This is a genomic window from Phycicoccus flavus (genome assembly GCF_004025965.2).
Classification (GTDB): Bacteria; Actinomycetota; Actinomycetes; order Actinomycetales; family Dermatophilaceae; genus Phycicoccus; species Phycicoccus flavus.
On record NZ_SAYU02000002.1, the window covers coordinates 104,480 to 131,130 of the forward strand.

Genomic DNA, 26,651 nt, shown 5'->3' on the forward strand with positions numbered 1-26,651 from the left:
GGGCCTCCGGCCCTGTGTCGGCGTGTCGCGGCACCGGGCAGCTCATCGTGTCGTCCGCCCGTAGGTCCGGATCGGCGACCATCCATCAGCGGTTTGGTGGTTGGTCCCCAGGCTCCAAGATCACCCGGGGGGACGGGCCGACGACACGGAACCTGGGTGTTCGGCGTGGCTTTGGCGTGTCGCGGCACCGGGCGGCAGGTCGTGTCGTCCGCCCGTAGGCCGGGACCGGGGACAGCTGGCGAGGTCGGGCGGTGTCTTGCGTGGTCACCGGGGGACGGGCCGACGACACGGACCCAGGCCTCCGGCCCTGCACGGGCGTGTCGCGGCACCGGGCAGCGGGTCGTGTCGTCGGTCCGGGCGTCGGGACCGGGGTCAGCGGCGGTAGGTCGAGCGCCAGGCGGCGGGGCCGGGGTCGTGACGGCCGCGCAGCAGGGTCCGGCGGGAGGCCCAGGTGGAGGTGGCGCGGGGCTCCGGTCCCTCCGCCCCGCCGCCGGCGGCGACGAGGACGGCCACGAGGGCGGCGACCTCCTCGGGGGTCGCGGGGCCGTGCACCCGGATCACGGGTGCCTCGGGTGCGGGGTCGGCGCCGGCGGTCACGGGGTCGGACCCCCCGCTCTCGGAGCCTGCGAGGAGGTCACAGCGGGATGTTCCCGTGCTTCTTGGGGGGCAGCGTCTCGCGCTTGGTGCGCAGCGCCCGCAACGCGCGGGTGACGTTCATCCGGGTGTTCGAGGGCGTGATGACGGTGTCGACGTACCCCCGTTCGGCGGCGACGTAGGGGTTGGCCAGCGCCTCCTCGTACTGCGTGACGAAGCGGGCGCGAGCCTCGTCGACGGACTCGCCCTTCTCCTCGGCCTCGGCCAGCTGCTTGCGGTAGAGGATGTTCACCGCGCCCTGCGCGCCCATGACGGCGATCTGCGCGGTCGGCCACGCGAGGTTGATGTCGGCCCCGAGGTGCTTGGAGCCCATGACGTCGTAGGCGCCGCCGTAGGCCTTGCGGGTGATGACGGTGACGAGGGGCACGGTGGCCTCGGCGTAGGCGTAGATGAGCTTGGCGCCGCGCCGGATGATGCCGTCCCACTCCTGGTCGGTGCCGGGGAGGAACCCGGGGACGTCGACGAAGGTGAGCACGGGGACGTTGAAGGCGTCGCAGGTGCGCACGAAGCGGGCGGCCTTCTCGGACGCGTCGATGTCGAGGGTGCCGGCGAACTGCATCGGGTTGTTCGCGACGACGCCCACCGAGCGGCCCTCGACGCGGCCGAAGCCGACGACGATGTTCGGCGCGAACAGCGGCTGGACCTCGAGGAACTCGCCGTCGTCGAGGACGCGCTCGATGACCTCGTGCATGTCGTAGGGCACGTTGGGGCTGTCCGGCACGAGGGTGTCGAGGGCGCGGTCGTCGTCGGTGACCTCGAGGTCGTTCTCCTCGCCGAAGACCGGCGGGTCCTCGAGGTTGTTGCTCGGCAGGTAGGAGAGCAGCGCCTTGACGTACTCGACGGCGTCCTCCTCGTCGGTGCCCATGTGGTGGGCGACGCCGGACGTCGTGTTGTGCGTCTTGGCGCCGCCGAGCTCCTCGAAGCCGACGTCCTCGCCGGTGACGGTCTTGATGACGTCCGGGCCGGTGATGAACATGTGCGAGGTGCCGTCGACCATGACGGTGAAGTCGGTGAGGGCGGGGGAGTAGACCGCGCCTCCCGCGCACGGGCCCATGACGAGGGAGATCTGCGGGACGACGCCGCTGGCGTGGACGTTGCGGCGGAAGATCTCGCCGTAGAGGCCGAGCGAGACGACGCCCTCCTGGATCCGCGCCCCGCCGGAGTCGTTGAGCCCGACGACCGGGCAGCCGACCTTCGTCGCGAAGTCCATGACCTTGCAGATCTTCTCGCCGAACACCTCGCCGAGGGAGCCGCCGAAGACGGTGAAGTCCTGCGCGAAGACGGCGACCGTGCGGCCGTCGACCGTGCCGTAGCCGGTGACGACGCCGTCGCCGTAGGGCCTGTTCCCGTCCTGGCCGAAGGCCGTCGACCGGTGCCGGGCGTACTTGTCCATCTCGACGAACGAGCCCTCGTCGAGCAGCATCTCCAGGCGCTCGCGGGCGGTCTTCTTGCCCCGGGCGTGCTGCTTCTCGACCGCCCGCTCCGAGCCGGCGTTCGCGACCTCGGCCACCCGGCGCTTGAGGTCCGCGAGCTTGCCGGCGGTCGTCGTCGTGTCGATGTCCGCGGGGACGTCGGTGCCGCCGATCGCGTGGCTGTCAGTCGTCGACATGCGCCAGAGCCTAGCCTTGGCGCCGTGTCCGACGACCCCGCCCGCCGACCCCTCGACGCGGCGTCCGTCACACCCGGTCCGCCGTGGGAGCGGGTGGAGGCGCACGCGCGCGTCGGGTCCACGAACGACCTCGTCCGGCAGGACCCGCGGCCCTGGCGGGTCGTCGTCGCCGACGTCCAGGAGACCGGGCGCGGACGGCTCGGCCGGGCGTGGAGCACGACGCCGGGGACCGCCCTCGCGGTGTCGGTCTGCGTCCCGGTCCCGGCGTCCGGCCCGTCGTGGGTGCCCCTGCTCGCGGGCCTCGCGGTGCACCGGGCCGTCACCGAGGTCGCCGGCCCCGTCACCGCCCTCAAGTGGCCGAACGACGTGCTCGTGCCGGGGGACGGCGACCGCAAGCTGGCCGGGATCCTCTCGGAGTGGACGGCGGCCGGCGTCGTCGTCGGGGCGGGCGTCAACGTCGACACCCCCCGGGAGAAGCTGCCGCTGGAGACGGCGACCTCGCTGCGCGCGGCCGGCCACCCCGGCGTCGACCGGGCCGTGCTGCTCACCGCGTACCTGCGCCACCTGGCCGAGGTCCTGCGGGGGGACACCGGCCCGGCCGGGGCGTCGGTGGCGGCCTACCGCGACGCCTGCGCGACGGTGGGCCGGGAGGTCGAGGTGCACCTGCCCGACGGAACCGTCCGGCAGGGGAGGGCGACAGGAGTCGACGCGGACGGCAGACTGGCCGTGCGCACCGCCGCCGGGACGGCCCAGGTCTCGGCCGGCGACGTCGTCCACGTCCGCGCGCGCTGAGGTCAGGAGGCCGCATGTCGCAGGGCTCCGGGACACCGGACCGGCCGGGGGAGGACCCGGACGAGCCCGTGCTCCCGCCCGACGACCCCGCGCCGCCGGCCGACGGCCCCGGGCTGCCGGCCCGCCCGGACGACGCCGACCTCCCCGAGCGCGTCGAGCGCTCCCTGCTCGGCCGCTCGGCGTCGATGGGCCGGGCCGAGGTCAGCGAGACCGCCGGCGTCGACCCCGCGGAGGCCCGCCGGTTCTGGCACGCGATGGGCTTCCAGGTGGTCGAGGACGACGAGGCGATGTTCACCGACGCCGACCGGGAGGCCCTGGCCCGGGTCTCGAAGATGGTCCGCGACGGGTCGGTCAGTGAGGAGCTGGCCCTCGGGATGACCCGGGCCTTCGCCCGCACCGCCGACCGGCTGGCCGTCTGGCAGACCCAGCTCGTCGCCGAGTCCCTCACCCCGGACCACCCGGACGAGCTCGAGGGCAAGGACACCCGCTCGGTGCCCGAGCCGCTCGTCGCCGCCGACGCCGCCAACCTCCTCTCGCGCACCATCGACGAGGTCGAGCCGCTGCTCGTCTACGTCTGGCGCCGCCACCTCACCAACGCCATCCAGCGCATGCTCGCCGACGCCGACCCCGCGGTGCGCTCCGACCCGTCGGCGCCGGTCCGGGCCGTCGGGTTCGCCGACCTCGTCGCCTTCACCTCGTTCGTCCGCCGGATGAGCGAGCGGCAGCTCGCCCGGCTCGTCCAGCGCTTCGAGCTGCTGGCCAGCGACGTCGTCGCCGAGCACGGCGGGCGCGTCATCAAGACCGTCGGCGACGAGGTGCTGTTCGTCCACACCGAGGCAGCAGCGGCCTCGGCCATCGCCCTCGACCTCGTCGACGCCATGGCCGAGGACGAGCTGCTGCCCCCGGTCCGGGTGGGCCTGGCGCACGGGCGGGTCGTCTCCCGCCTCGGCGACGTGTTCGGCATGACGGTCAACAAGGCGAGCCGGATCACCGCCGTCACGCCGTCGGGGACGGTGTACGTCGACGACGACATGGCCCGCGCGCTGGGGTCGGTCTCCGGCTTCGAGGCCACCCCCCGCCGGCGCCGGATGCTCCGCGGGATCGGGGTCGTCACCCTCCACGAGCTGCGACGCGCCCCGGGCGGGCGGCGCCCCACCGTGCCGAACCCGTCATCCTGACTACGATCGGCCCCATGACCAAGGTGCTGCTCGCCGAGGACGACCCGGCCATCTCCGACCCGCTCGCCCGCGCCCTCCGCCGGGAGGGCTACGAGGTCGAGGTGTGCACCGACGGGGAGTCCGCCCTGGAGGTCGCGTTGCGCACCCCGGACCTCGTCGTCCTCGACCTCGGCCTGCCGAAGATGGACGGCCTCGAGGTCTGCCGACGGCTGCGCCAGGAGGGCAGCACGGTGCCGGTGCTCGTCCTCACCGCCCGCGCCGACGAGGTCGACACCGTCGTCGGGCTCGATGCCGGCGCCGACGACTACGTGACCAAGCCCTTCCGCCTGGCCGAGCTGCTGGCCCGGGCCCGGGCGCTGCTGCGCCGCGGGGTCACCGAGGTCGTCGAGACCGACGAGGACCCGCTCATCGACATCGACCCCGAGGGGCGCCGGGTGTTCCTCCGGGGCGAGGAGGTCGCCCTCACCGGCAAGGAGTTCGAGCTGCTGCGCGTCCTCGTCGCCAACGAGGGCAAGGTCGTCTCCCGCGAGAAGCTCATGCGCGACGTCTGGGACAGCGCCTGGTACGGGTCGACGAAGACCCTGGACATGCACATCTCGGTGCTGCGGCGGAAGCTGGGCGACGACGCCGCCCACCCGCGCTACATCACCACCATCCGGGGGCTGGGCTTCCGGTTCGACGCCCCGGACGAGTGACGGCCGGTGCGCCGGATCATCCTCACGGCCGCCCTCCAGGCCGTCGTCGTCAGCGTCGCCCTCGTCGTCCTCGTCCTCGTCGTGCTCGTCTCGCAGGGCCTCGGGCCGGTCGCCGACCGGCCCTCGACGTGGGTCGTGCCCGTGCTCGGGGCGGTCGGTGCGCTCGTCCTCGCGCTCGTCGCGTCCGCGTGGCTCGCCGAGCGCAGCGCCGTCCGGGTGCTGGAGCTCGTGCAGACCCTGCGCGACCACGCCGAGCGGCTGGCCGGCGGTGACACCCGACCGGTGCCGATGGACTCCGGCATCGAGGAGCTCGACGGCCTCGACGCCGCCCTGGTCCGCGGGGCCCAGCAGGGCGCGCGGCGGCTGGCCTCGGAGCGCGAGTTCGCCGCCGACGCCTCGCACCAGCTGCGGACCCCGCTGACCGCCCTGCTCATGCGGCTGGAGGAGATCAACGCGACGACCGACCTCGAGGTCGTCGCCGAGGAGTCGACGATCGCCATCGGGCAGGTCGAGCGGCTGAGCAAGGTCGTCGACGACCTCATGAGCCGCACCCGCAGCGGCGTCGAGGCCAACCCGTCGGTGTCGCTGGACTCGGTGCTCGCCTCGCTCCAGCGCGAGTGGCAGCCGGCGTTCGCCTCGGCCCGGCGCAGCATCCACGTCACCGGCGAGCGCGGGCTCGTCGTGCGGGCGACGCCGGTCTCGCTGGGGCAGATCCTCACGACGCTGCTGGAGAACTCGCTCGCCTACGGGCGCGGGACGGTCGAGATCAGCGCCCGCCGCGCGGGGCCGTCGATCGTCATCGAGGTGAGCGACGAGGGCGACGGGGTGTCCCCGGCCATCGCGCCGCACATCTTCGAGCGCTCGGTGTCCTCGTCCGGCTCCGGGCTCGGGCTCTCGCTGGCGCGGGACCTCGCCGAGGCCGTCGGCGGGCGGCTGGAGCTGGCCCGGGCCACCCCGCCGGTCTTCGCGCTGTTCCTGTCGGTGAGCCAGACCTGAGCGGCGCGTCGGCCGGTCCGGCCGGGTCGGTCGGCCCGCAGGGTCGGTCGGTCAGAGGGGCTCGCGGGAAAAGACGACCTGGCGGTAGCACCAGAAGCGGAACAGGGTGCCGATCCCGATGCCGATGACGGTGGCCACGTTGTCGGCGAGGGTCGAGGTGAAGTCCAGGCCGTAGTGCGAGACGGCCAGCGTCACGGCCGAGATGCCGAGCGCGACGAGGTTGACGCCGAAGAACAGCGCGACCTCATGGTGCGCCGGGCGGCTGCGGCGGTGCCGGAAGGTCCACTGCCGGTTGCCGATCCACGCGACGAGGGTGGCGACGGCGCCGGAGATGATCTTCGCCGTCGTCACCTTGTCCTCGAGCACGGTGTGCCAGAGCAGGTTCGCCCCGCCGAGGTCGACGACGAACGCGACGGCGCCGACGACGCCGAACTTGATGATCTCGCGGTAGAGGACGTCGACCGCCCCGCGGACGCCGTCGAGCGCGCGGCTCACCGGGTTGCGGCTGCGGGACTCCTGCGCGGTCACCCGTGCAGCCTAACGATGGCTCCTCGATATCCTCACCGGGTGACCAGGCCACGTCGTGCTCCCGGAGGGTTCCCCGTCGTCGGCGTCGTCGGAGGGGGTCAGCTGGCCCGGATGTGCGCCGGCCCCGCCGCCGAGCTCGGCGTCACCCTGAGCGTCCTCACCGAGGACCCCGACTCCGGCGCCGCCCTCGTCGTCCCGAGCGCTCCCGTGGGCTCGCACCTCGACGCCGACGCGGTGCGCCGGTTCGCCGCCGAGTGCGACGTCGTCACCTTCGACCACGAGCACGTGCCGCAGGAGGTCCTCGCCCTGCTCGTCGAGGACGGGGTCGCGGTGCACCCCTCGCCGGACGCGCTGCGGTTCGCCCAGGACAAGCTCGCGATGCGCGAGCGGCTCACCGCGCTCGGGGTGCCCTGTCCGCGGTGGGCCCGCGCCGACACCGCCGCCGACGTCGAGGCCTTCGCCGCCGAGGTCGGGTGGCCGCTCGTCGCCAAGACGCCGCGGGGCGGGTACGACGGCAAGGGCGTCACCGTCGCGTCGTCGGTGGACGAGCTCGCCGACTGGCTGGAGCGCGCCGCCGACGCCGGCACCGGGCTGCTGCTGGAGGAGCGGGTCGGCTTCCGCCGTGAGCTCGCCGTCCTCCTGGCTCGCAGCCCGTCGGGGCAGGCCGCGGCCTGGCCGGTCGTCGAGACCGTGCAGACGGGCGGCATCTGCACCGAGGTCCTCGCCCCAGCGCCGGACCTGGACGACGAGGTCGCCGCGCTCGCCGTCGAGGCCGGGCTGCGGGTGGCCGGCGAGCTCGGGGTCACCGGGGTGCTGGCGGTCGAGCTGTTCGAGGTGGCCGGTGCGGACGGCGGGTCGTCGGTGCTCGTCAACGAGCTCGCGATGCGCCCGCACAACTCGGGGCACTGGTCGATGGACGGGGCGGTGACCGGACAGTTCGAGCAGCACCTGCGGGCGGTGCTCGACCTGCCGCTGGGCTCGCCGCGGCCGCGTGAGCCGTGGACGGTCATGGCCAACGTGCTCGGCGGCGACTACCCCGAGCTCTACCCGGCCTACCGGCACGTCATGGCGCGCGACCCCGGGCTCAAGGCCCACCTGTACGGCAAGGGCGTGCGGCCGGGGCGCAAGATCGGCCACGTCAACGTCTCCGGCGCGGTGCTGGAGGACCTGCGCGAGCGGGCCCGGCACGCCGCCGACTACATCGGGGGAGCGGTCACCGAGTGAGCACGCACGCGCAGGAGCCCGGCGGCGCGCCCGTCGTCGGCGTCGTCATGGGGTCGGATTCGGACTGGCCGGTCATGGAGGCCGCGGTCACGGCGCTGGAGGAGCTCGGGGTGGGGTGCGAGGTCGACGTCGTGTCGGCGCACCGGATGCCCGAGGAGATGCTCGAGTACGGCCGGTCCGCGGAGTCGCGCGGGCTGCGGGTCCTCGTCGCCGGGGCTGGTGGGGCAGCGCACCTGCCGGGGATGCTCGCGTCGGTGACCTCGCTGCCGGTCATCGGGGTGCCGGTGCCGCTGAAGCACCTCGACGGGATGGACTCGCTGCTGTCCATCGTCCAGATGCCGGCCGGGGTGCCGGTGGCGACCGTGTCGGTCGGCGGGGCCCGCAACGCCGGCCTGCTCGCCGCCCGCATCCTCGGCGCCGGCGCTGGTCCCGAGGCCGAGCGCCTGCGCGCGGCGATGACCGCCTTCCGCGCGTCGCTGCGCGACCAGGCCCACGCCAAGGGCGCCGCCCTCCGCGCCCGCCACCCCTGACCCCCCGGTGACATTTCGGGGTGACCCCGAAATGTCCGCGACACCCCGGTTCGTAAGTCGTGTCTCGGTGACATTTCGGGGTGACCCCGAAATGTCCGGCGGCCGGTGGGGGCCGGGAGGGGTCAGCGGGCCATGCCGTCGCGGCGGATCTTGGGCCACTCGATCTTGGGGCAGGTGTCCATGACGACGTCGAGGCCGGCCTTGCGCGCGCGTCCGGCGGCGGCGACGTCGACGACGCCGAGCTGCATCCAGATGGCGTCCAGCCCCAGCCGGTCCTTGTGCTCGATGGCCTCGTCGACGACCGTGCCGACCTTCCCGGAGTTGACGAAGCAGTCGACGACCTTGAGGTCCTGGTCCGGGATGTCGGCGATCGAGGCGTAGCCCTTCGCCCCGTGCACCGTCTCGGCCTTGGGGTGGACCGGGATGATCGGGCGGCCCAGCTCGAAGGTCATCCAGCGCGAGACCGCCCAGGCGGGCCGGTCCTCGTTGTTCGACAGCCCCACGACGACCCAGATGCCCGGGTCCATGAGGAGCTCGCGGATGAGGCCTTCGTCGTTCTGGTGCTGCAGTGCGCCCATACCGGCCATCATGCCCGCTCACGGCGTCGCCAAACAGGCACCCCGGTGAGCGCGTCCTAGTCGTGACCGAAGAGGTCGCGGGTGTAGACCCGGTCGGCGACGTCGTGCAGCTCGGGGACGAGCCGGTTGGCGACGATGACGTCGCTGCGCGCCTTGAGCTCCTCGAGCGAGACCAGCTCGGAGCCGAAGAAGTGCTCCTCGTGCAGCTCCGGCTCGTGGACGATGACCTCGACGCCCTTGGCCTTGATCCGCTTCATCACGCCCTGGACGCTGCTGCTGCGGAAGTTGTCCGACCCCGCCTTCATGATGAGCCGGTGGATCCCGACGACCCGCGGGCGACGGGCGAGCACGTCGGCGGCGACGAAGTCCTTGCGGGTCGTGTTGGCGTCGACGATGGCCTGGATCATGGTCTGCGGGACGTCGGCGTAGTTGGCTAGCAGCTGCTTGGTGTCCTTGGGCAGGCAGTACCCGCCGTAGCCGAAGCTCGGGTTGTTGTAGTGCGTCCCGATCCGCGGGTCCAGCCCGACGCCGTCGATGATCTGGCGGGTGTCCAGGCCGTGCGTCGCGGCGTAGGTGTCGAGCTCGTTGAAGTACGCGACGCGCATCGCGAGGTAGGTGTTGGCGAACAGCTTGATGGCCTCGGCCTCGGTGCTGTCGGTGAGCAGGACGGGGACGTCGTCGTCGAGGGCGGCGTCGGCGAGCATCCGGGCGAAGCGCTCGCCCGCCGGGCCGCGGTCGCCGACGACGACCCGCGAGGGGTGCAGGTTGTCGTGCAGCGCCCGCCCCTCGCGGAGGAACTCGGGGGAGAAGAGGATGCGGTCGGTGCCGAGCCGCTCGCGCAGGGCGCGGGTGAACCCGACCGGCACGGTGGACTTGACGACGACGACGGCGTCCGGCGCGATCTCCCGGACGTCGGCGACGACCTGCTCGACGGAGGTGGTGTCGAAGTAGTTCGTCCGGTCGTCGTAGTTCGTCGGGGTGGCGACGACGACGTACTCGCACCCGGCGTAGGCCTCGTGCCGGTCCCCGGTGACGCCGAGCCGCAGGTCGCCGCGGCGCAGGTGCTCCTCGATGTCGGGGTCGTGGATGGGGCTGCGGCCGGCGCGCAGCAGGTCGAGGCGCTCGGGGTCGATGTCGTAGGCGACGACGTCGTGCCGGCGGGCGAGGAGGACGGCGATCGACAGACCGACGTACGAGGTCCCGACGACGCAGATGCTGGCGCTCACCCGGCTCAGCCTAGGGTCCGGCGACGCGCCGCCCGGCCGCCCTCCGTCCGGGGCGCCGGTGCCGGTCCGAGGCGCCGGCACCTGCGGGCTCCGGGGGCCGCGTGCTCGGGCATGATCGGAAGGCACCCCCGTGACCTCCCGAGGAGACCCGCATGAAGTTCGGACTGTTCGTCCCGCAGGGCTGGCGCCACGACCTCGTCGGCATCGACCCCACGCAGCACTGGGGGGTCATGGCCGGCCTGGCCCGCCGCGCCGACGGCATCGAGAACTGGTCCTCGATCTGGGTGTACGACCACTTCCACCCGGTGCCGCGCCCCACGGAGGCCGGGGTGCACGAGGCGTGGTCGCTCATGGCCGCGTTCGCCGGCGTCACTGGGCGGGTGCGGCTCGGCCAGATGTGCACGTGCCTGTCCTACCGGGAGCCGACCTACCTCGCGAAGGTGGCGGCCACCGTCGACGCCGTGTCCGAGGGCCGGCTCGAGATGGGCATCGGCGCCGGCTGGTACGAGCACGAGTGGCGTGCCTACGGCTACGGCTTCCCGGGCGCCGGCGAGCGCCTGGGCCGGCTGCGCGAGGGCGTCGAGATCATGCGCCAGATGTGGACGACCGGCTCGGCCACCCTCGACGGCGAGCACTACCAGGTCGACGGCGCGATGTGCTTCCCGCGCCCGTTGCAGGGCGACGCGCTGCCGGGCTCGCAGCGGAACGGCATCCCCATGTGGGTCGCGGGCGGCGGCGAGCGCAAGACGCTGCGGATCGCCGCCGAGTACGCGGACTACACGAACTTCGACGGCTCGCCGGAGGGCTTCACGCACAAGTCGGAGATTCTCGAGCAGCACTGCCGCGACGTCGGCCGCGACTACGGCAAGATCGTCCGCAGCGCCAACTACAACGTCGTCATCGGCCGCGACGAGGCCGAGGTGCAGGAGCGCCTGGCCTGGATCCGGTCGCACTACGAGTCGGCGGGGCTGCCGGCCGACGTCGTCGACAGCACGGTCAAGCAGTTCGAGGACGGCCCGCTCGTCGGCACGCCGGAGCAGATCGTCGAGCGGCTGCGGGACCTGGAGTCGCGCGGGATGACGTACGCCATCACGTACTTCGTCGAGCAGGCCTACGACCTCACGGGCGTCCAGCTGTTCGAGCGCGACGTCCTGCCCGAGCTCGGCGACACCGAGCAGCACGGCCACCTCTGGCACCTCCTGCGCGGCGAGTGACGCCGGCGCCGGGACCGAGCCCCCGGCGCTCCGGCCGGGCCCGGTGCGGCGGTGTCGGCCGGACGGCCGCTGCCCGCCGGGTCCTCGGGCCCGGACGGCCGGTGCCCCGGTAGGTTCCCTGCGTCCGACGACGACGAGGAGCGAGCCGATGATCCTGCCGACGGTGCGTGACCCGCGGATGGTCACCGTCCGCCGCGGCGGGACGCTGACCGAGGACCACCACCGGCTGCTCGCCGTCTGGTCCGCGCACTGCGCGGAGCACGTGCTGCCGCTGTTCGAGGCCGTCGCACCCGACGACGACCGCCCGCGCCGGGCCGTCGTTGCCACCCGGGCCTGGGTGCGCGGCGAGCTGCGGATGATGGCCTGCCGCTCCGCCGGCGGGCACGCGATGGGCGCCGCGAGGCCGCTGACGGGAGCGGCGCGGTTCGCCGCCTACGCCGCCGGGCAGGCCGCGTGCGTCGCGCACGTCGCCGAGCACGACCTCGGGGCGGCGGCGTACGCCCTCAAGGCCGTGCGGGCGGCCGCGGAGGCGGCCGGCGAGGACCCGGACGCCGCGGCCCGGGCGGAGTGCGCCTGGCAGCGCGACCGCCTGCCCGCCCAGGTCTGCGCCCTCGTCCTCGAGGACCAGGAGCGCCGCAACCCGATCTGCTGGTCGGTCTTCACCTGACTCGCCCTGGACAAGGGAAAGTGGGGGTTCGCGTGGCCGGTCGACCCTTGCGAACCCCGGGTTTCCCGGATGGGGCGGGAAAGTCGGGGTCTGCGGGGCGGGCTCCACCTGATTCCGGCGACCCCCACGTCTCCGCGAACGTGTGTGAACACGCCGGGAAAACGCGGCGTGTTCACACACGTTCGCGCAGGGGGGCAGGCGGGGGTCAGAGGAAGGCGACCGGGTCGAACTCGTCGATGGGGATGACCCGCAGGCGGGGGAGGGGCTCGTTGAAGGCGGCGACGTCGTGCTCCAGGTCGAAGGTCTCCAGGCCGCGCGCCACGAGCGGGGCGAAGTTGTGGTTGCGGAACTCGTCGAACCCGACGATGCCGGTGCGGCGGTCGCCGACGAGCGGCTCGAGCTCCTCGACGAAGTCGCCGTCGTTGCTCACGAGGACGACGTCGGCGTCCCGGTCCCGCAGGGCGGCCAGGGTGCGCTGGATGCCGATGTCGACGACCTTCTGCCCGGGCGCGCCGGACAGCGGCACCGGCCGGAAGCCGATGGCGACGAGCGCCTGGACGAAGGCCATGGGCAGCTCGCCGCTGGAGGCGAGGAAGAAGAGCCCGCGGGCCGGCTGGTCCCAGGTCTCCTCGACGAAGCGCAGCACCCGCTCCCACCGGGGCCGCTCCTCCGGGCGGGGCCGGCGGGCGAGGATGGCGCCGCCCAGGGTGGCGTCGATGTTCTCCCCGTCGACGAGGACGTACGTGACCCGGTCGGCGTCGCTCATGGCAGCACGGTAGGCGCTCGACCCGCCCCGGCGCCCCCGCCCCGCGGTCCGGCGGGTGCCGCGACCCTCGACACACCGCGGCCGGCCGGGCGTTACCCGCGAGTAGCATGCGGGGCATGAGCGGCAACCCGAACTTCGACACCTACCGGCTCTCCGAGGACCACGAGGCCATCCGCGAGGCGGTCCGAGCCGTGGCCGAGGACAAGATCAAGCCCTACGCGGCGGCCGTCGACGAGGAGTCGCGCTACCCGCAGGAGGCGCACGACGCCCTCGTCGCCTCCGACTTCTTCGCGCCGCACGTCCCCGAGGGGTACGGCGGCGTCGGCGCCGACGCCCTCGCGACGTGCATCGTCATCGAGGAGGTCGCCCGCGTGTGCGCCTCCTCCAGCCTCATCCCGGCCGTCAACAAGCTCGGCTCGATGCCGCTGCTGCTCGGGGCGGGCGAGGAGGTCAAGCAGCGCTACCTGCCGCCGCTGGCCGCGGGCGAGACGACCTTCTCCTACGGGCTCTCCGAGCGCGAGGCCGGCTCGGACACCGCGGCGATGCGCTGCAAGGCCGTCCGCGACGGCGAGGACTGGGTGCTGTCCGGGCAGAAGTCGTGGATCACCAACGCCGGCGTGTCCGGGCTCTACACGGTGCTGGCGGTGACCGACCCCGACGGCCAGCGCGGCAACAACGTCACGGCCTTCGTCGTCGAGAAGGGCGACCCGGGCTTCTCCTTCGGTGAGAAGGAGCGCAAGCTCGGGATCAAGGGCAGCCCCACCCGCGAGCTGCACTTCGACTCCTGCCGCATCCCCGGCGACCGGGTCGTCGGGGAGGTCGGTTCCGGGCTCAAGCTCGCGCTGCGCACGCTGGACCACACCCGGGTGACGATCGGCGCCCAGGCCGTCGGCATCGCCCAGGGGGCGCTGGACGAGGCGCTCGCCTACGTCAAGGAGCGCCGCCAGTTCGGGAAGGCCGTCGCGGAGTTCCAGGGGGTGCAGTTCATGCTCGCCGACATGGCGATGCAGCTCGAGGCCGCCCGCCAGCTCGTGTACGTCGCCGCGGCCAAGTCCGAGCGCGACGAGGCCGACCTGTCGTTCTTCGGCGCCGCCGCCAAGGCGTACGCGTCCGACGTCGCGATGCAGGTGACGACCGACGCCGTCCAGCTGCTCGGCGGGGCCGGGTACACCCGGGACTTCCCGCTGGAGCGGATGATGCGGGACGCGAAGATCACGCAGATCTACGAGGGCACCAACCAGGTCCAGCGCCTCGTCATGGCCCGCCAGCTCCTCCGGCGCTGACGCCCGGGCCGCCTCGTCCTGCCGGGCGGTCCGCGCCGGGGGTCACGAGGTCTTGCAGATGTCCTGGGCCGCGGTGCGGCTGTCGATGCTGGGGCTCGCGCTGGGGGTGGGGGCGGCGGCGGTGACCGACGGCTTCGGCAGCGGCGCCGAGCCGGTGCGGTTGGGGACCTCGACGACGTTGCGCGCCCCCGGCCCCATCGTCACCCTGATCGTCCGGCCGAGCCCGGCGGCCTTCTCGAGCCGCGAGCGCGGGAAGGCGGCGGCGACGGTGCGCGCCGCCTCCTCCTGCCCGGCGGAGTACTCCACGAGGGTGCCGCGGTCGGCGCCGTACCGGTTGTCGGTGCCGGTGACGGTGAAGCCCTGGACCCGGAGCATCTCGGCCGCCTGCCCGGCCAGGCCGGTCGTCCCGGCCCCGTTGACGACCTCGACCGAGATGTCGGCGGGGGAGACCGTGAGCGGGGCGTCCGAGGCGGACGGGCCGGGGGAGGCCTTCGGCCGCTCGCCGATCCGGCGGTCCTCGCGGATGGCCTCCCAGACGGCGTCGGCCGAGTCCTGCCACTGCACCCGGTTGGTGTCCGCCGGGAAGGGCTCGGTGGGGACGGTGAGGAACTCGACGTTGTCCAGGCCGATGCCGCGCACGCTCTCGGCGAGGTCCTTCATCGTGCCCAGCCCGAACCTCGGGTCGGTGGTCAGCGACTTCGTGGCCGCGTCGAGGAAGGAGTAGAGCCGGGTCGGCTGGAACAGCAGCCGGCTGGACGTCGCCTCCTGCGCCACGGAGGACAGGAAGGCCTGCTGTCGCTTGATCCGGCCGAGGTCCGAGCCGTCGCCGAGGGACTTGCGGGTCCGCACGTACGCGAGGGCTTGCTCACCGGACAGCTTGTGGGTGCCGGCGGAGAGCTTGAGGGTCGAGTTCGCGTCGTCGATGGGCTCGGTGGTGCAGACCTCGACGCCGCCCAGGGCCTCGACCATCTGCTTGAACCCGTTGAAGTCGACGACGGCGTAGTGGTCGACGAAGACGCCCGTGTCGCCCTCGAGGGTGCGGATGAGGCAGCCGGTCCCGCCGATCTTGAAGTTGTGGTTCCACTGCCGCGTCACCCACTGGTTCTTCGGGGCGGTGGGCGAGCACTCCGGCGGCGCCTTGGTCATCGAGTCGCGGGGGATGGAGACGACCATGGCCCACGTCCGGTCGGCCGAGAGGTGGACCAGGAGGTTGGTGTCGGAGTGCACGCCGGGGTCCTCGGCCACCGTGCCGTAGGAGGTGTTGCCCTTGCCGGTGCGGTTGTCGGACCCGATGAGGAGGAGGTTGACCGCCTCGGTGGCCTGGGGGGCGCGGGTCGGGCGGTCGGTGCCGAGCGCCTCGGAGACGTCGACCCTCGTGATGTTCGAGCTGAGCCGCCACGTGGCGACCGCGGCGAGGGCGCCGCCCACGACGAGGACGGCGACGAGGGCGATGACGACCCGCTTGCGCCACGGGGAGCGCCTTTCCTCGGCGGCGGGCCCGGCCTCGCGACCGCGCACCTCGCGCCGGCGGGGGTAGCCGTCACCGGGCTCCTGGGGTTCGGGTGCCCCGGGCTGCTCGCCGTCCACGCGTCGTTCTCCCCTCGTCCTCTCCTGGGCGGCCCCGGCGTCCGGGACCGCGCGATTCTAGCCGCGCAGCCTGAACGCGACCTGTGGGCACGGCGCTCCGCGCGCCGCCCGGGCCGGTCCGGGCGGGCCCGCCCGGGCATCCGCGCAGGTCAGCCCTGGGGGCCCTGGGTACCGGGGGGCGGGCTGTCCAGCGGCGTGCCGTCGTTGAGCATCCGGAACAGCTCCTTCGCCTGCGCGTCGTCCCACAGCACCGAGCTGCCGGCCGACGTCGTCGCGTTGATGTCGGAGACCGGGACGACGAGGCTCAGGGCGTCGTCGGTGGAGACGGCGCGCATCGTCAGGGCGATCCGCCCCGCGTCGGTGAGCCCGGTGTCCTCGCCGACCATGACGCCCGAGGCCGCGGCGTGGGTGAAGCCCCACCAGCGCCACGGGACGAGCACGGTCGACGGCGTGGCCGCCTGCTTCATCACCGCGCCGAGGAACTGCCGCTGCCGCTTGGCCCGCCCGAGGTCCCCCTCGGGGTCGGAGTAGCGGGCGCGCACGTAGCCGAGCGCGGTCGGGCCGTCGAGGGTCTGGCAACCCTTCCTCAGGTCGATGTGCGCCTTGTCGTCCTTGATGTTCCGGGGCACGCACAGGTCGACGCCGCCGAGGCTGTCGACGACGTTCGCGAACCCGCCGAAGCCGATCTCGAGGTACCCGTCGATGCGCAGCCCGGTGTTCTGCTCGAGGGTCTGGACGAGCAGCTTCGGGCCGCCGATGGCGAAGGCGGCGTTGACCTTGTTCTCGCCGTTGCCGGGGATGGGCAGGAAGCTGTCCCGGGGCACCGAGACCAGGACGGACTTGCCCGAGCCGCTCGGCACGTGAACGAGGATGATCGTGTCGGTGCGGCGGCCCTCGGCGCTGCCGGTTCCGAGGCTCTTCCTCTGCGCCGCGGTGAGGCCCTCGCGGCTGTCGGAGCCGACGAGCAGGTAGGTGTGGCCGTCGCCCTGGGCCGGGCGCTCGCCGGAGGGCGTCGCGTCGACCCGGGAGACGCTGGTCCAGGCGTGGACGGGCGTGGCGACGACGAAGACCACCCAGAGGAGCAGGAGCAGGAGGACGAACCGCAGCCACGGGCGTCCGGAGCGGCGCCGCTGCCGGTCCCGCGGCGGGGGCGGGGGCGTGTCGGCGCCGGAGCGCACCGGGCGCCCGTACTCGTCGTAGCGGGTGTCGCCGGCCGAGGACGACGCGGCGGCCACACCGGCGCCACCGGCCCCGTCGCCCCCGCGCGCGCCCCGGCGCCCACGGCCGGACGAGGCGCCGCGCGGGCGCCGCGTGTCGACGGTGTAGACGTCGTCGCCGCCGTCGCCGTCCCCGGAGGGGGCGGGACGCCGCGGGATGGGGCGGGCGTGGTCGTCGCTCATGCAGGTCCTCTCGGCCGGGCCGAAGACCCATTGTGCCGACGCCGCCCGGGCTCCCGGCACAGGGAATCGCCCGGCGCGTCCCGGCGCGCCTCGCGGCGGCGCGTCGCGGGCCGCCCGATACTGGCACGTCATGGGAGGCGACCGAGGATCCGCCGTGCTCGACCGGCCCCGCGAGGGGACGGCGCGCACGGGTCCGCGTGACCCCTTCGCCGACCGCCGTCACCGGCGCCGTGCCGTCACCCTGCTCCTCATGACCCTGCTCGTCCCCGGGTCGGCCCAGCTGGTCTCCGGTCGCCGCGAGGTCGGACGCCTCGCGCTGCGGGTGTGGCTGAGCCTGCTCGGGCTGCTCCTGGTCGTCGGCGTGCTCGCCCTGGTGAGCCGCCGCAGCCTGCTGTGGCTGGCCACCCAGGGCTGGGTGCTCCTGGCCGGCCAGGTCCTCCTCGCCGCCGTCGCCGTCGGGTGGGCGCTGCTGTTCGTCGACGCCTGGCGGATCGGCCGCCCGGACCGGCTGCCGCTCGCCGACCGCCGCGTCCTGCTCGTCGCCCTGCTCGTCGCGCTGCTGGCCCCGGGCGTCGTCGGCTGGACCGCGATGGGCGTCGGCAGCGCCCGGAGTGCCATGGCGACGGTCTTCGGATCCGGCACCGCCGCCGCGACCGCCGAGGGCCGCTACAACATCCTCCTGCTCGGCGGCGACAGCGGCGGCGACCGCGTCGGCCTGCGCCCGGACAGCATCCAGCTGGCGAGCATCGACGCCGCCACCGGCCGGGCCGTCCTCTTCGGCTTCTCGCGCGAGACCGAGAACATCCGCTTCCGCCCCGGCTCGGTGATGGCCGGGCTCATGCCCGAGGGCTGGACCTGCGGCGACGAGTGCCTGCTCAACGCCCTCTACACCTGGGGCCAGGAGCACCGGGCCGAGTTCCCCCGCGGCACCCGCAACCCCGGCCTGCTCGCGACCACCGAGGCCGTCGAGGCGATCTCCGGCCTGGACATCCAGTACTACGTCATGGCCGACCTCAAGGGCTTCTCCAGCGTCGTCGACGCCATCGGCGGTCTCGACATCACCGTCCAGCGGCGCACCCCGATCGGCGGCAACGCGACCCCGATCAGCGGGTGGATCGAGCCCGGCCACCGGCACCTCGACGGCCACGACGCCCTCTGGTACGCCCGCAGCCGCGTCGGCTCGACGAACTACGAGCGGATGGCCCGGCAGCGCTGCGTCGTCACCGCGCTGGTCCGCCAGCTCGACCCGCCGACGGTGGCGCTGAACTTCCGCGACATCGTCGGGGCGTCCAAGGGCCTCGTGCGCACGAACATCCCGCAGGACGCCCTCGCCGAGCTCGCCGGGGTGGCCATCAAGACCAAGCAGGAGAAGATCACCTCGGTGAACTTCGTCCCGCCGCTGATGAAGCCGTGGGACTACGACCCGGCGCGGGTGCACGGCATCGTCGCCAAGGCCATCGCGACGAGCGAGGCCGGACCGAAGCCCCGGACGGGACAGGCTCCGGCGGCCTCCGCCGTCCCGAAGGCCTCGCCGACCGCCGCCGTGCCGACCCCGACGCCCTCGACCCCCGCGGTCATGGAGCGCCCCGGCACCGACCCCGACGCGAACACCGGCGACCTCGCGAGCGTGTGCTCGGCGGGATGATGGCGGCGATGTCCTCCACGCCCGCCGCCCCCCGGCCCGACGCCGGCACCCACCCGGACACCGCCACCGACGACCCGGTCCGGCCGCTGGTCAGCGTCGTCATGCCGATCCTCGACGAGGAGCGGCACCTGGCCGACGCCGTCGCCATGGTCCTTCGCCAGGACTGGCCCGGCCCGCTCGAGGTCGTCCTCGCCCTCGGCCCGTCGAGCGACCGCACCGACGAGGTCGCCGCCGGGCTCGCCGCGGCCGACCCCCGGGTGCGCCTCGTGCGCAACCCGACCGGCCGCACCCCGGACGGCCTCAACGCGGCCATCGCCGGATCGCGCGGCGAGGTCGTCGTCCGGGTCGACGGGCACGCCGAGATCCCGGCCGGCTACGTGCGGGCCGCCGTCGCCGAGCTGGAGCGGACCGGTGCCGACAACGTCGGCGGGACGATGGACGCCCGCGGCACGACCCCCACCGAGCGCGCGGTCGCGGCGGCCATGCGCAGCCCGCTCGGCGTCGGGTCCTCCCGCTTCCACACCGGCGGCGGGGCCGGGGCCGTCGACACCGTCTACCTCGGCTGCTTCCGGCGCAGCGCCCTGGAGCGGGTCGGCGGGTACGACCCGCGCTTCACCCGCACCCAGGACTGGGAGCTCAACCACCGCATCCGCGCCACCGGGGGCACGGTGTGGTTCACCCCCGACCTCGTCGTCACCTACCGGCCCCGGGCGACGCTGCGCGCGCTGGCCCGCCAGTACCGCGACTACGGCCGCTGGCGCCGGGTCGTCGCGAGCACCCACGACGGCACCCTCAACCCGCGCTACCTCGCGCCGCCGGCCATGGTGCTCGGCACCGGCGCCGCGACGCTGCTCGGGCTGCTCGCCTGGCGGCCGGCGCTCGCCGTGCCCGCCGCCTACCTCGCCGCCGTCGGGGCGGGCGGGGCCGCCATCACCCGCGGCGAGCCGCTGCGCACCCGGCTGCTGGCCGGCCCGGTGCTCGCGACGATGCACTGGTCCTGGGGGTGGGGCTTCCTCACCTCCCGCCCGGGACGGCTGCTCGCCCCCGCCGGCCGGCCGGCCCCCGGCCTCCGGGGCGCCGGCGAGGCCCCCCGGTAGCCTGTCGCGTGGCCGGCGCCCGCCCGGCCGGTCCCCCACCCGTCCCGATCGCGGAGGTCGTCGCCGCCGATGTTCGCCATCCGCTCGCGGGCCGGCCGGCTCGTCCGGCGCGCGGGGCTGCTGCCGGGGGGCGTGGCCGACGGGCTCGGCGAGGACCACCGGCTCGGCGACCTCGTCCTGCGCACCCGGGTCGTCGTCTTCTTCCCCGACCCGCCGGAGAACCTCTACCAGCTGCGGGAGTGGCTCGGCCCGCTGGAGGCGCTGGACGCCGAGCTCGGGGTCACCCTCCTCACCCAGGACTCCCGCACCGCCGCCGCGCTGCGCTCGGAGACCCGCCTGGCCGTCCACGTCACCGCCGCCACCCGCACCGTCGGCCGCCTGCTCGCCGAGGGCGACGTGGCGCTGGTCCTCTACGTCGGGCAGGCCAACGCCAACGCCGTCGCGCTGCGCTCGGCCGACGTCGCCCACGTCTTCCTCAACCACGGCGAGTCCGACAAGGTCGTCTCGGTCTCGAACCAGGCCAAGGCCTTCGACTTCGTCTTCGTCGGCGGCCAGGCCGCGGTCGAGCGGCACCGGGCCGGGCTGCTGTTCTTCGACGCCGGCGCCCGGCTGCGCACCATCGGCCGGCCGCAGGTGCCGCCGCCGGCCACGCCGCAGGGCCCGACGTCCGTGCTCTACGCGCCGACCTGGGAGGGCACCCTCGCGGTCAACGCCTACTCCTCGGTGCGGGCCTACGGCGAGACGCTCGTGCGCTCGGTGCTGCGTGACACCTCCCACCGCCTCGTCTACCGCCCCCACCCGCGGACCGGGGTCTCGGACCGCAGCTACGCCGCCGCGGACCGCCGCATCCGCGAGGTCCTCGCCGCCCATCCCGGACGCGCCCGGGTCGACACCGGGCCGGCCGCCGCGGCGATGCACGCGGCGCACGTCATGGTCGCGGACACCTCGGCCATCGCCACCGACTGGCTGAGCCAGGGCCGGCCGCTGGTCTCGACCGAGGCCGCCGACCCGCGGGCCCGGGTGGCGCGCCCGGCCCGCCTCCACGAGCGCACCCCGCACATCGGCCCCGGCACCGCCGAGCGCGCCGGGGAGATCGTCGACGCGGCGCTGGCCGACCCCGACGCCGCGGCCACCCTGGACGAGCTCTTCCACTACTACCTGGGCGGCTTGGACGCACGGGCCTCGCTCGCCGCGTTCGTCGCGGCCTGCCACGAGGTCGTCGCGCTGCGCGACGCCGCCCGCGAGAGGACCGACGCCCCGTGAGCAGGCCCTGGCCACCAATCGAGGAGCTGCGCCGGGTCGGCCAGCCCGAGCACATCCGGAGCCGGGCCCAGGCCGAGCACTGGACCGCGCACCTGTTCACCCGCTCGATCTCGGTGTACCTCACCCGGGTCGCGGTGTGGGGCGGGGTCTCCGCGAACACCGCGACCGTGCTCGTCATCCTCTGCGGCTGGGCGGCCGCGGCGGCGCTGTTCGTCCCGGGGGTGTGGGGTCCGGTGCTCGCGCTCGTCCTCGCCCTGGCCCAGATGGTGCTGGACTCCATCGACGGCGAGATCGCGCGCTGGAACCGGACGACGAGCCCGCGCGGGGTGTTCCTGGACCGGATCGCCCACGCGACGGCGGAGTCGTTCATCCCCACGGCGCTCGGGGTACGGCTGACCCTCGAGCACGACGGCGACTGGCGCTGGGCCTTCGCCGGGGCGTGCGTCGGCGTGCTCGTCCTGCTCAACAAGGCGCTCTCGGACTTCGTGCGGCTCTCGCGGGTCGAGGCCGGCCTCACCCTGCCGCGGGACACCCCGGGCATCGGCCTGCCCCGGCCCGGGCTGGTCCGCCGGCTCCGGCAGCTCGCGAACTACGTGCCGCTGTACCGGATGTACCACTCGGTCGAGCAGACCATCGTCATCGCGGTGCTCGCCGTCGTCGGCGCGCTGGCCGGGTTCGACGGGGTGGCGGCCGCCCTCGTCGTCCTCGGCGGCGTGCTGCCGTTCGTCGTCGTCGGGCACCTCACGGCCATCCTCACCTCCGCCAGCCTGAAGAACCCCCCGGCCTGATGGCGCGCTGGAGGGCCGTCGTCGTGACCATGGGCACCCGGCCCGTGGAGCTCGCGCGGGCCGTGGCGTCGCTGCGGGCCCAGGAGGACGTCGACCTCGAGGTCGTCGTCGTCGGCAACGGCTGGGCGCCGGAGGGGCTGCCCGACGGGGTGCGCACCGTCCACTCCCCGGAGAACCTCGGACCGCCCGCCGGGCGCAACCTCGGCCTGGCCGGGGCCGGGGCCGAGCACTTCTTCTTCCTCGACGACGACGCCCACCTGCCGCACCCGGACACCCTGGCGCGTCTCGAGCGGCTCCTCGAGGACGACCCGGGCCTCGGCGTCGTCCAGACCCGGATCCGCACGCCCGAGGGCGACTCCCTGCCGCGCTGGGTGCCGCGGATGCGGGACAAGGACCCCGAGCGCGGGTCGGTGGCGTTCTCGCTGCTCGAGGGGTCGGTGGCGGTCCGGGGCGCCGTGCTCGCGGCGTCCGACGGCTGGCCCGGACCGTTCTTCTACGCCCACGAGGGCATCGAGCTCGCCTGGCGGGCCTGGGACGCCGGCTACCGGGTCGAGTACCACCCCGAGCTCGAGGCCGTCCACCCGCGCATCCACCCCAGCCGGCACGAGGACCACCTGTTCCTCGACGGCCGGAACCGGGTCTGGCTGGCCCGCCGGAACCTGCCCCTGCCGCTCGGGGTGCTGTACGTCGGCGTGCGCGGCGGGATGTCGCTGGCCCGCACCGCGCGGCAGCCGTCGGCGGCCGCCGCGTACCTGCGGGGGGTCGCGGCCGGTCTGCGGCGCCCGGCCGGCCCGCGCCGGCCGATGGCGTGGCGCACGGTGTGGACGATGACCCGCCACGGCCGCCCGCCGGTCGTCTGACCGCTCCCGGCGCACCCCACGCCCGAGGTCCGCGAGGGCCCCACCCCCGCGCACTACGCTCGGGGACGATGGACAGCCCCGCCGCCCCGCGCGAGCCGTCGGCGCCGCCGCAGGGCGCGGCCACCTTCCGCGAGGACACCCGCCGCGCACCGGTCGTCGTCCTCGCGCTCCGTCTCCCCGGGGTGGTCGCCCCCGTCACCGGGCTGCGGGCCGTCGCCGTCTCCCGCGAGACCCGCAACCGCTACGAGTTCCCCGGCGTCCTCGACGACCCGGGCGCCGCCCCCCGCCGCGACCGGGGCGCCGACGTCCTGCGCGGCCGGGCCGAGGTCGACCTGCGCGACCTCGCCGCCCGGCTCGACCCGCGCGACGGCATGCTCGACGTCTTCCTCGAGGTGCAGGCGGGCGGGGCGGGGTGGACGTCCTACCGGGTCCGCCGCCCGGCGGGAGCGCGGGCCCGGCCGTGGGGCGTCGTCGCCCACGCGGACGGCACCGTGACCCAGTTCGTCCCCTACACGACGTTCCGGGCGGCCAACCGGTCGCTGTTCGTCGAGCGGATGGACGCCGGGGTCCACGAAGAGCTGCGCCGCTGGCGCCGCCGGGCCTGGCTCCTGCCGCTGGTCCGGCCGTTCGCGCGGACCTGGCTCGTCGGCGAGCAGCCGTTCCGGGCCCAGGACAACGGCTACCACCTCTTCCGCTGGCTGCGCGAGCACCGCCCGGACCTGCGGGTCCACTACGTCATCGACGCGGCGAGTCCCGACCTGCCCCGCGTCCAGCCGCTCGGCAACGTCGTCCTGCGCCACTCCCGCGAGCACGTGCGCGTCGCCTACCTCGCGAGCCGGCTCGTCGGCACCCACCACGCCGAGTACCTGCTGCCGACCCGCGACCCCCGGGTCGTGCGCGGCATGCGCGGGGTCCGGGTCTTCATCCGGCACGGGGTCTCGGGCACGAAGAACATGGTCGGCAACTACGGCCGCCTCGTCCCCGGGTTCCACACCGACCGCATCCACGTCAGCTCCGAGCACGAGCGGGACACCGCGGTCGAGGCCTTCCGCTACCGCCCGGCCCAGGTGCGCCTCACCGGCCTGCCCCGCTTCGACGCCCTCCTGCGGCCGATGGAGCGCGAGCCCGACGGCGTGCTCGTCGTCCCCACCTGGCGGGAGTGGATCAGCAACCACGAGGCGTTCACCGGCAGCGAGTACGAGGCGGCCTGGCGCTCGGTGCTCACCCACCCCCGGCTCGCCGGGGCCGTCGCGGCCGGGCTGGGCGTCACCTTCATCCTCCACCCGAACATGCGCGGTTTCGCCGACGACTTCGAGGTGCCCGGCGTGCGCGTCGTGCGGCAGGGCGAGGTCCAGCTGCAGACGCTGCTGCGCGAGCACGCGATGCTCGTCACCGACTACTCCTCGGTCGGCTTCGACGTCGCGCTGCTCGGCCGGCCGGTGGCGTACTTCCACTTCGACCGGGAGCGCTTCTTCGGCGCCCAGGGCTCGCACCTCGACCTCGACGCCGACCTGCCGGGGACGGTGGTCCGGGACGCCGACGCCCTCGTCGCGGAGGTGCTCGCCGCGCGCGAGCGGGGGTGGTCGGTGCCGGCGGAGCACGCCGCCAGGGTGCGCAGGCTCGTTCGCTACGATGACCGGCGGAACTGCGAGCGGGTCGCGCACTCGGTCGCGACCGCGGGTGGACCGGCCGTCCAGTGGTGGCGGCTCGTCGACCGCAGCAGGGTGGGAGCCCGTCAGGCCGCGCGCCGGCTGCGAGCCCGCCTGCGCGAGACCGCCCCGTGACGCGGGTCGGACGTCGAGAAGAAGAACAGGACGGAGCACCCGGGATGGACGACACGGGCCAGGCCGTGGCCGTGGACACCGAGCAGGAGCTGGTCCCGCACGTCCCGCTCCCGACGCTGGACACCGTCGACCTCTCGCTGGTCGTCGTCGCCGGCCGTGACGTCGTCGAGCGCTTCCCCGACGTCCTCGCCGCCCTCGACGGCAACGACGACCTCGCCGGCGTGCCGGTCACCGTCGTCCACGGCGCCGACGTCGACGTCTCGTCCTGGCCGCTGGAGGGGCGCACCGTCGTCGTCGCCCCCTCGACCGCCGAGCAGGACCTCAGCGACTGTGTCTACGACCTCGTCCGCACCGCGCCCACCCGCTTCGTCGCGGCCGGCTTCGACGGCCGCACCGCGTGGGAGCACCGCTGGGCGCGGGAGATCGCGGTCGAGGTGGTGCAGCTGCGCGAGGTCCCGCTGGAGTCCGGCCCCGCCCTGCTCCTCACCGGCCGGCACGCCGCCCGCCCGCTCGCCGCGCGCTACGTCCGCGACCAGCTGACCGCGCGGCACGTCGCGCCGGGCACCCCGGACGCCGCCTACCTCGGCCGGCTGTCGCTGTCGTCGGCGCAGACCCTCCTGGAGTCCGTCGACGCCCACGGCACCCGCATCGACCTGCTCTTCTTCCTCGCCGCCAAGTCCCTGCCGGACCTGTCCGAGCCGCCGTGGCGCTACCGCGTCGCCCTCACCGGCCGGGACGGCGACGTCGCCGTCTCCGACGAGGTCGCCCTCGAGCGGCGCATCGACTCCAAGGGCGTCGTGCGCTGGGAGGCCTTCACGGCCGGCCTCGACATGACCGGCGTCCCGGCCGGGCACTACCACGTGGTCGTCGAGCTCGTCACCGACGACCCGCGGCTCGGCCGCCGTCGCCATGTCCGCCCCCGCCGCGGCGCCCTCATCAGCGCCCGCACGGTGTCGATGGACCTGCCGGACGGGCAGGGCGGGACCCGGACGCTGCGCTACCTCCTGCACACCACCCGCCGCGGCCGTCGCTCCTACATGACGGTGCAGGTCGGGTCCGGGCGGGCCGCCGACCTGCGGTGGCGGTGGACCCTGCTGAAGAAGGACGCCCGCTTCATCGCGCGCGGGCGGGGCAACAAGCGCGCACGGCTGCTGCGGCTGGTCCGGCTGCTCACCCTGCCGTTCTTCGCCCGCAAGCAGATCTGGATCGTCGGGGAGCGCACCGACACCGCGCAGGACAACGGCCTGCACCTGTTCCGGCACCTGCGCACCACCTACCCCGACCGCGACGTCTACTACGTCATCGACACCTCGAGCCCGCAGTACGCGCGCATCGCCGACCTCGGCAACGTCGTCGAGCACTCCTCGTTCCGGCACACGCTGCTCATGCTCCACGCCTCGGTGCTGGCCAACGCCTACTCGGTGCGCTACCTCATCCCGCGGCACTGGGCGGCCGCCACGTACACCCGCCACCTCGTGTGGCGGGTCGGGGCGCTGCGGGTCTACCTCAAGCACGGCGTGCACCTCAGCCCGACGGCGGTCAAGCGGGGCACGACCGGCTACGACGTGTGCCTCACGGTGACGCCGGGGGAGACGGCGGCGCTCAAGGCGTCCTCCGGGTACGACGAGCAGCTGACCGAGGTCGGGATGCCGCGCTACGACGCCCTCGTGCCGACGCCGCGCAGCCGGATGATCCTCTTCATGCCGACCTGGCGGAAGTACCTCGTCACCAAGGTCCTCGACGGCGCCGTCGAGGGGGAGCGGCCGTTCGAGGGCTCGAGGTACGAGCGGTTCATGTCCGGCTTCCTCCAGAGCCCGCGGCTGCAGCGGATGCTCGAGGAGCACGACTACCGGCTGACCTTCCTGCCGCACTACAACATGGCCTCGCGGTTCACGGACGCGGCGGTGGCCGGCGACCGGGTGCACGTGGCCGACGCCAACAGCGTCGCCATCCAGGACATGATCCGCGAGTGCGACGCCCTCGTCACCGACTACTCCTCGGTGCACTTCGACGTCGCGTACATGGGCACCCCGGTGCTCTACGTCCGCTTCGACGAGGAGGAGTACGACACGCTGCACGCCTCGCCGTCCTGGTTCGACCACCGCACCGAGGGGTTCGGCCCGGTCGTCGAGGGGCTCGAGCCCTCGCTGGACGCCCTCGAGGAGCTGCTGGCCCGGGACTGCGCGCCCGACCCCCGCTACGTCGAGCGGGTCGAGGCCGCCTTCCCGTACCGCGACCAGCACAACTGCGCCCGGACGGTGGCCGTCATCGAGGAGCACCTGGACCG

General features: G+C 74.3%; 24 protein-coding genes. 16 read left to right on the forward strand and 8 right to left on the reverse strand.

All coding sequences use genetic code 11. The features are described 5' to 3' along the window. Nucleotides 1-372: 372 nt before the first annotated feature. Entirely contained in the window at nucleotides 373-597 is a 225-nt protein-coding gene (locus tag EPD83_RS01620; protein ID WP_128365938.1) for an acyl-CoA carboxylase epsilon subunit, read from the reverse strand. Nucleotides 598-634: 37 nt separating this feature from the next. Continuing rightward, nucleotides 635-2,263, reverse strand: a complete 1,629-nt coding sequence (locus tag EPD83_RS01625; protein ID WP_164896201.1) for an acyl-CoA carboxylase subunit beta — start codon at nucleotides 2,261-2,263, stop codon at nucleotides 635-637. Between the two features lie 24 nt (nucleotides 2,264-2,287). Between EPD83_RS01625 and EPD83_RS01630 the strand changes: the two genes are divergently transcribed. Genes EPD83_RS01630 through EPD83_RS01645 form a run of 4 tightly spaced genes read left to right on the forward strand, consistent with a single transcriptional unit; the run spans nucleotide 2,288 to nucleotide 5,924 of the window. Further along, on the forward strand, nucleotides 2,288-3,055 hold the full coding sequence (locus EPD83_RS01630; protein ID WP_128365937.1) for a biotin--[acetyl-CoA-carboxylase] ligase: 768 nt from the start codon (nucleotides 2,288-2,290) through the stop codon (nucleotides 3,053-3,055). Nucleotides 3,056-3,069: 14 nt separating this feature from the next. Beyond that, nucleotides 3,070-4,233 carry an adenylate/guanylate cyclase domain-containing protein gene (locus EPD83_RS01635; protein ID WP_128365936.1) on the forward strand — a complete coding sequence of 388 codons (1,164 nt, stop codon included), beginning with the start codon at nucleotides 3,070-3,072 and terminating at the stop codon, nucleotides 4,231-4,233. 14 nt (nucleotides 4,234-4,247) lie between these two features. Continuing rightward, nucleotides 4,248-4,928 carry a response regulator transcription factor gene (locus tag EPD83_RS01640; protein ID WP_128365935.1) on the forward strand — a complete coding sequence of 227 codons (681 nt, stop codon included), beginning with the start codon at nucleotides 4,248-4,250 and terminating at the stop codon, nucleotides 4,926-4,928. Between the two features lie 6 nt (nucleotides 4,929-4,934). Further along, nucleotides 4,935-5,924, forward strand: coding sequence for a sensor histidine kinase (locus EPD83_RS01645; RefSeq protein WP_235950286.1), 990 nt, complete (start codon nucleotides 4,935-4,937; stop codon nucleotides 5,922-5,924). 51 nt (nucleotides 5,925-5,975) lie between these two features. On the opposite strand, the gene EPD83_RS01650 is transcribed toward EPD83_RS01645, so the two are convergent. After that, entirely contained in the window at nucleotides 5,976-6,452 is a 477-nt protein-coding gene (locus tag EPD83_RS01650) for a GtrA family protein (protein ID WP_128365934.1), read from the reverse strand. A 39-nt stretch (nucleotides 6,453-6,491) separates the two neighbouring features. Here EPD83_RS01650 and EPD83_RS01655 point away from each other — a divergent pair, with 39 nt between their 5' ends. Together EPD83_RS01655 and purE are read left to right on the forward strand one after the other, a co-directional pair. Beyond that, nucleotides 6,492-7,676 carry a 5-(carboxyamino)imidazole ribonucleotide synthase gene (locus EPD83_RS01655; protein WP_235950287.1) on the forward strand — a complete coding sequence of 395 codons (1,185 nt, stop codon included), beginning with the start codon at nucleotides 6,492-6,494 and terminating at the stop codon, nucleotides 7,674-7,676. A gap of 47 nt (nucleotides 7,677-7,723) precedes the next feature. Further along, the gene (gene purE / locus EPD83_RS01660) at nucleotides 7,724-8,206 is read left to right on the forward strand and encodes a 5-(carboxyamino)imidazole ribonucleotide mutase (protein ID WP_128365940.1); all 483 of its coding nucleotides are present in this window, start codon (nucleotides 7,724-7,726) and stop codon (nucleotides 8,204-8,206) included. Nucleotides 8,207-8,328: 122 nt separating this feature from the next. Here the strand turns inward: purE and EPD83_RS01665 are convergent, their stop codons facing one another. Both EPD83_RS01665 and EPD83_RS01670 read right to left on the reverse strand, forming a co-directional pair. Beyond that, nucleotides 8,329-8,784, reverse strand: a complete 456-nt coding sequence (locus tag EPD83_RS01665; protein WP_128365932.1) for a CoA-binding protein — start codon at nucleotides 8,782-8,784, stop codon at nucleotides 8,329-8,331. A gap of 56 nt (nucleotides 8,785-8,840) precedes the next feature. Continuing rightward, a complete protein-coding gene (locus EPD83_RS01670) occupies nucleotides 8,841-10,010 on the reverse strand; it encodes a nucleotide sugar dehydrogenase (RefSeq protein WP_165566132.1) in 1,170 nt (389 codons plus the stop codon). Between the two features lie 152 nt (nucleotides 10,011-10,162). Here EPD83_RS01670 and EPD83_RS01675 point away from each other — a divergent pair, with 152 nt between their 5' ends. Both EPD83_RS01675 and EPD83_RS01680 read left to right on the forward strand, forming a co-directional pair. Beyond that, nucleotides 10,163-11,224 (forward strand): LLM class F420-dependent oxidoreductase, encoded by a 1,062-nt coding sequence (locus tag EPD83_RS01675; RefSeq protein ID WP_165566133.1) that lies wholly within the window; start codon nucleotides 10,163-10,165, stop codon nucleotides 11,222-11,224. Nucleotides 11,225-11,372: 148 nt separating this feature from the next. After that, complete coding sequence (locus EPD83_RS01680) at nucleotides 11,373-11,891, forward strand: putative immunity protein (protein WP_165566134.1); 519 nt, start codon at nucleotides 11,373-11,375, stop codon at nucleotides 11,889-11,891. Nucleotides 11,892-12,096: 205 nt separating this feature from the next. Here the strand turns inward: EPD83_RS01680 and EPD83_RS01685 are convergent, their stop codons facing one another. After that, the gene (locus tag EPD83_RS01685) at nucleotides 12,097-12,657 is read right to left on the reverse strand and encodes an NYN domain-containing protein (RefSeq protein WP_165566135.1); all 561 of its coding nucleotides are present in this window, start codon (nucleotides 12,655-12,657) and stop codon (nucleotides 12,097-12,099) included. 116 nt (nucleotides 12,658-12,773) lie between these two features. On the opposite strand from EPD83_RS01685, the gene EPD83_RS01690 reads away from it, so the two are divergent. Next, the gene (locus EPD83_RS01690) at nucleotides 12,774-13,940 is read left to right on the forward strand and encodes an acyl-CoA dehydrogenase family protein (protein ID WP_165566136.1); all 1,167 of its coding nucleotides are present in this window, start codon (nucleotides 12,774-12,776) and stop codon (nucleotides 13,938-13,940) included. A 42-nt stretch (nucleotides 13,941-13,982) separates the two neighbouring features. On the opposite strand, the gene EPD83_RS01695 is transcribed toward EPD83_RS01690, so the two are convergent. Both EPD83_RS01695 and EPD83_RS01700 read right to left on the reverse strand, forming a co-directional pair. After that, nucleotides 13,983-15,527, reverse strand: a complete 1,545-nt coding sequence (locus EPD83_RS01695; protein WP_165566137.1) for an LCP family protein — start codon at nucleotides 15,525-15,527, stop codon at nucleotides 13,983-13,985. 149 nt (nucleotides 15,528-15,676) lie between these two features. Further along, a complete protein-coding gene (locus EPD83_RS01700) occupies nucleotides 15,677-16,927 on the reverse strand; it encodes an LCP family protein (RefSeq protein WP_165566138.1) in 1,251 nt (416 codons plus the stop codon). A gap of 154 nt (nucleotides 16,928-17,081) precedes the next feature. Here EPD83_RS01700 and EPD83_RS01705 point away from each other — a divergent pair, with 154 nt between their 5' ends. The 7 genes from EPD83_RS01705 to EPD83_RS01735 form a co-directional block, all read left to right on the forward strand. After that, nucleotides 17,082-18,572 carry an LCP family protein gene (locus EPD83_RS01705; RefSeq protein ID WP_128368423.1) on the forward strand — a complete coding sequence of 497 codons (1,491 nt, stop codon included), beginning with the start codon at nucleotides 17,082-17,084 and terminating at the stop codon, nucleotides 18,570-18,572. Nucleotides 18,573-18,580: 8 nt separating this feature from the next. Beyond that, entirely contained in the window at nucleotides 18,581-19,669 is a 1,089-nt protein-coding gene (locus EPD83_RS01710) for a glycosyltransferase family 2 protein (protein ID WP_407676008.1), read from the forward strand. A gap of 69 nt (nucleotides 19,670-19,738) precedes the next feature. Beyond that, nucleotides 19,739-20,932, forward strand: coding sequence for a glycosyl transferase (locus EPD83_RS01715; RefSeq protein WP_128368058.1), 1,194 nt, complete (start codon nucleotides 19,739-19,741; stop codon nucleotides 20,930-20,932). Continuing rightward, nucleotides 20,929-21,720, forward strand: a complete 792-nt coding sequence (locus tag EPD83_RS01720) for a CDP-alcohol phosphatidyltransferase family protein (RefSeq protein WP_164896461.1) — start codon at nucleotides 20,929-20,931, stop codon at nucleotides 21,718-21,720. The genes EPD83_RS01715 and EPD83_RS01720 overlap by 4 nt, the downstream gene beginning before the upstream one ends. Further along, nucleotides 21,720-22,580 carry a glycosyltransferase family 2 protein gene (locus tag EPD83_RS01725; RefSeq protein WP_128366990.1) on the forward strand — a complete coding sequence of 287 codons (861 nt, stop codon included), beginning with the start codon at nucleotides 21,720-21,722 and terminating at the stop codon, nucleotides 22,578-22,580. Before EPD83_RS01720 ends, EPD83_RS01725 begins: the two co-directional genes overlap by 1 nt. A gap of 68 nt (nucleotides 22,581-22,648) precedes the next feature. Continuing rightward, nucleotides 22,649-24,364, forward strand: a complete 1,716-nt coding sequence (locus tag EPD83_RS01730) for a CDP-glycerol glycerophosphotransferase family protein (RefSeq protein ID WP_128366991.1) — start codon at nucleotides 22,649-22,651, stop codon at nucleotides 24,362-24,364. Nucleotides 24,365-24,408: 44 nt separating this feature from the next. Next, nucleotides 24,409-26,651: CDP-glycerol glycerophosphotransferase family protein (locus EPD83_RS01735; protein ID WP_205859372.1), on the forward strand; the 2,243-nt coding region annotated here is incomplete at its 3' end.

Bases quoted from the DNA above. Each gene is read 5' to 3' on its own strand.
- EPD83_RS01625 (WP_164896201.1), bottom strand. From the start codon at position 2,263: ATGTCGACGACTGACAGCCACGCGATCGGCGGCACCGACGTCCCCGCG.
- EPD83_RS01635 (WP_128365936.1), top strand. From the start codon at position 3,070: ATGTCGCAGGGCTCCGGGACACCGGACCGGCCGGGGGAGGACCCGGAC.
- EPD83_RS01640 (WP_128365935.1), top strand. From the start codon at position 4,248: ATGACCAAGGTGCTGCTCGCCGAGGACGACCCGGCCATCTCCGACCCG.
- purE (WP_128365940.1), top strand. From the start codon at position 7,724: ATGGGGTCGGATTCGGACTGGCCGGTCATGGAGGCCGCGGTCACGGCG.
- EPD83_RS01665 (WP_128365932.1), bottom strand. From the start codon at position 8,784: ATGGGCGCACTGCAGCACCAGAACGACGAAGGCCTCATCCGCGAGCTC.
- EPD83_RS01675 (WP_165566133.1), top strand. From the start codon at position 10,163: ATGAAGTTCGGACTGTTCGTCCCGCAGGGCTGGCGCCACGACCTCGTC.
- EPD83_RS01680 (WP_165566134.1), top strand. From the start codon at position 11,373: ATGATCCTGCCGACGGTGCGTGACCCGCGGATGGTCACCGTCCGCCGC.
- EPD83_RS01685 (WP_165566135.1), bottom strand. From the start codon at position 12,657: ATGAGCGACGCCGACCGGGTCACGTACGTCCTCGTCGACGGGGAGAAC.
- EPD83_RS01690 (WP_165566136.1), top strand. From the start codon at position 12,774: ATGAGCGGCAACCCGAACTTCGACACCTACCGGCTCTCCGAGGACCAC.
- EPD83_RS01700 (WP_165566138.1), bottom strand. From the start codon at position 16,927: ATGAGCGACGACCACGCCCGCCCCATCCCGCGGCGTCCCGCCCCCTCC.
- EPD83_RS01710 (WP_407676008.1), top strand. From the start codon at position 18,581: ATGTCCTCCACGCCCGCCGCCCCCCGGCCCGACGCCGGCACCCACCCG.
- EPD83_RS01715 (WP_128368058.1), top strand. From the start codon at position 19,739: ATGTTCGCCATCCGCTCGCGGGCCGGCCGGCTCGTCCGGCGCGCGGGG.
- EPD83_RS01725 (WP_128366990.1), top strand. From the start codon at position 21,720: ATGGCGCGCTGGAGGGCCGTCGTCGTGACCATGGGCACCCGGCCCGTG.
- EPD83_RS01730 (WP_128366991.1), top strand. From the start codon at position 22,649: ATGGACAGCCCCGCCGCCCCGCGCGAGCCGTCGGCGCCGCCGCAGGGC.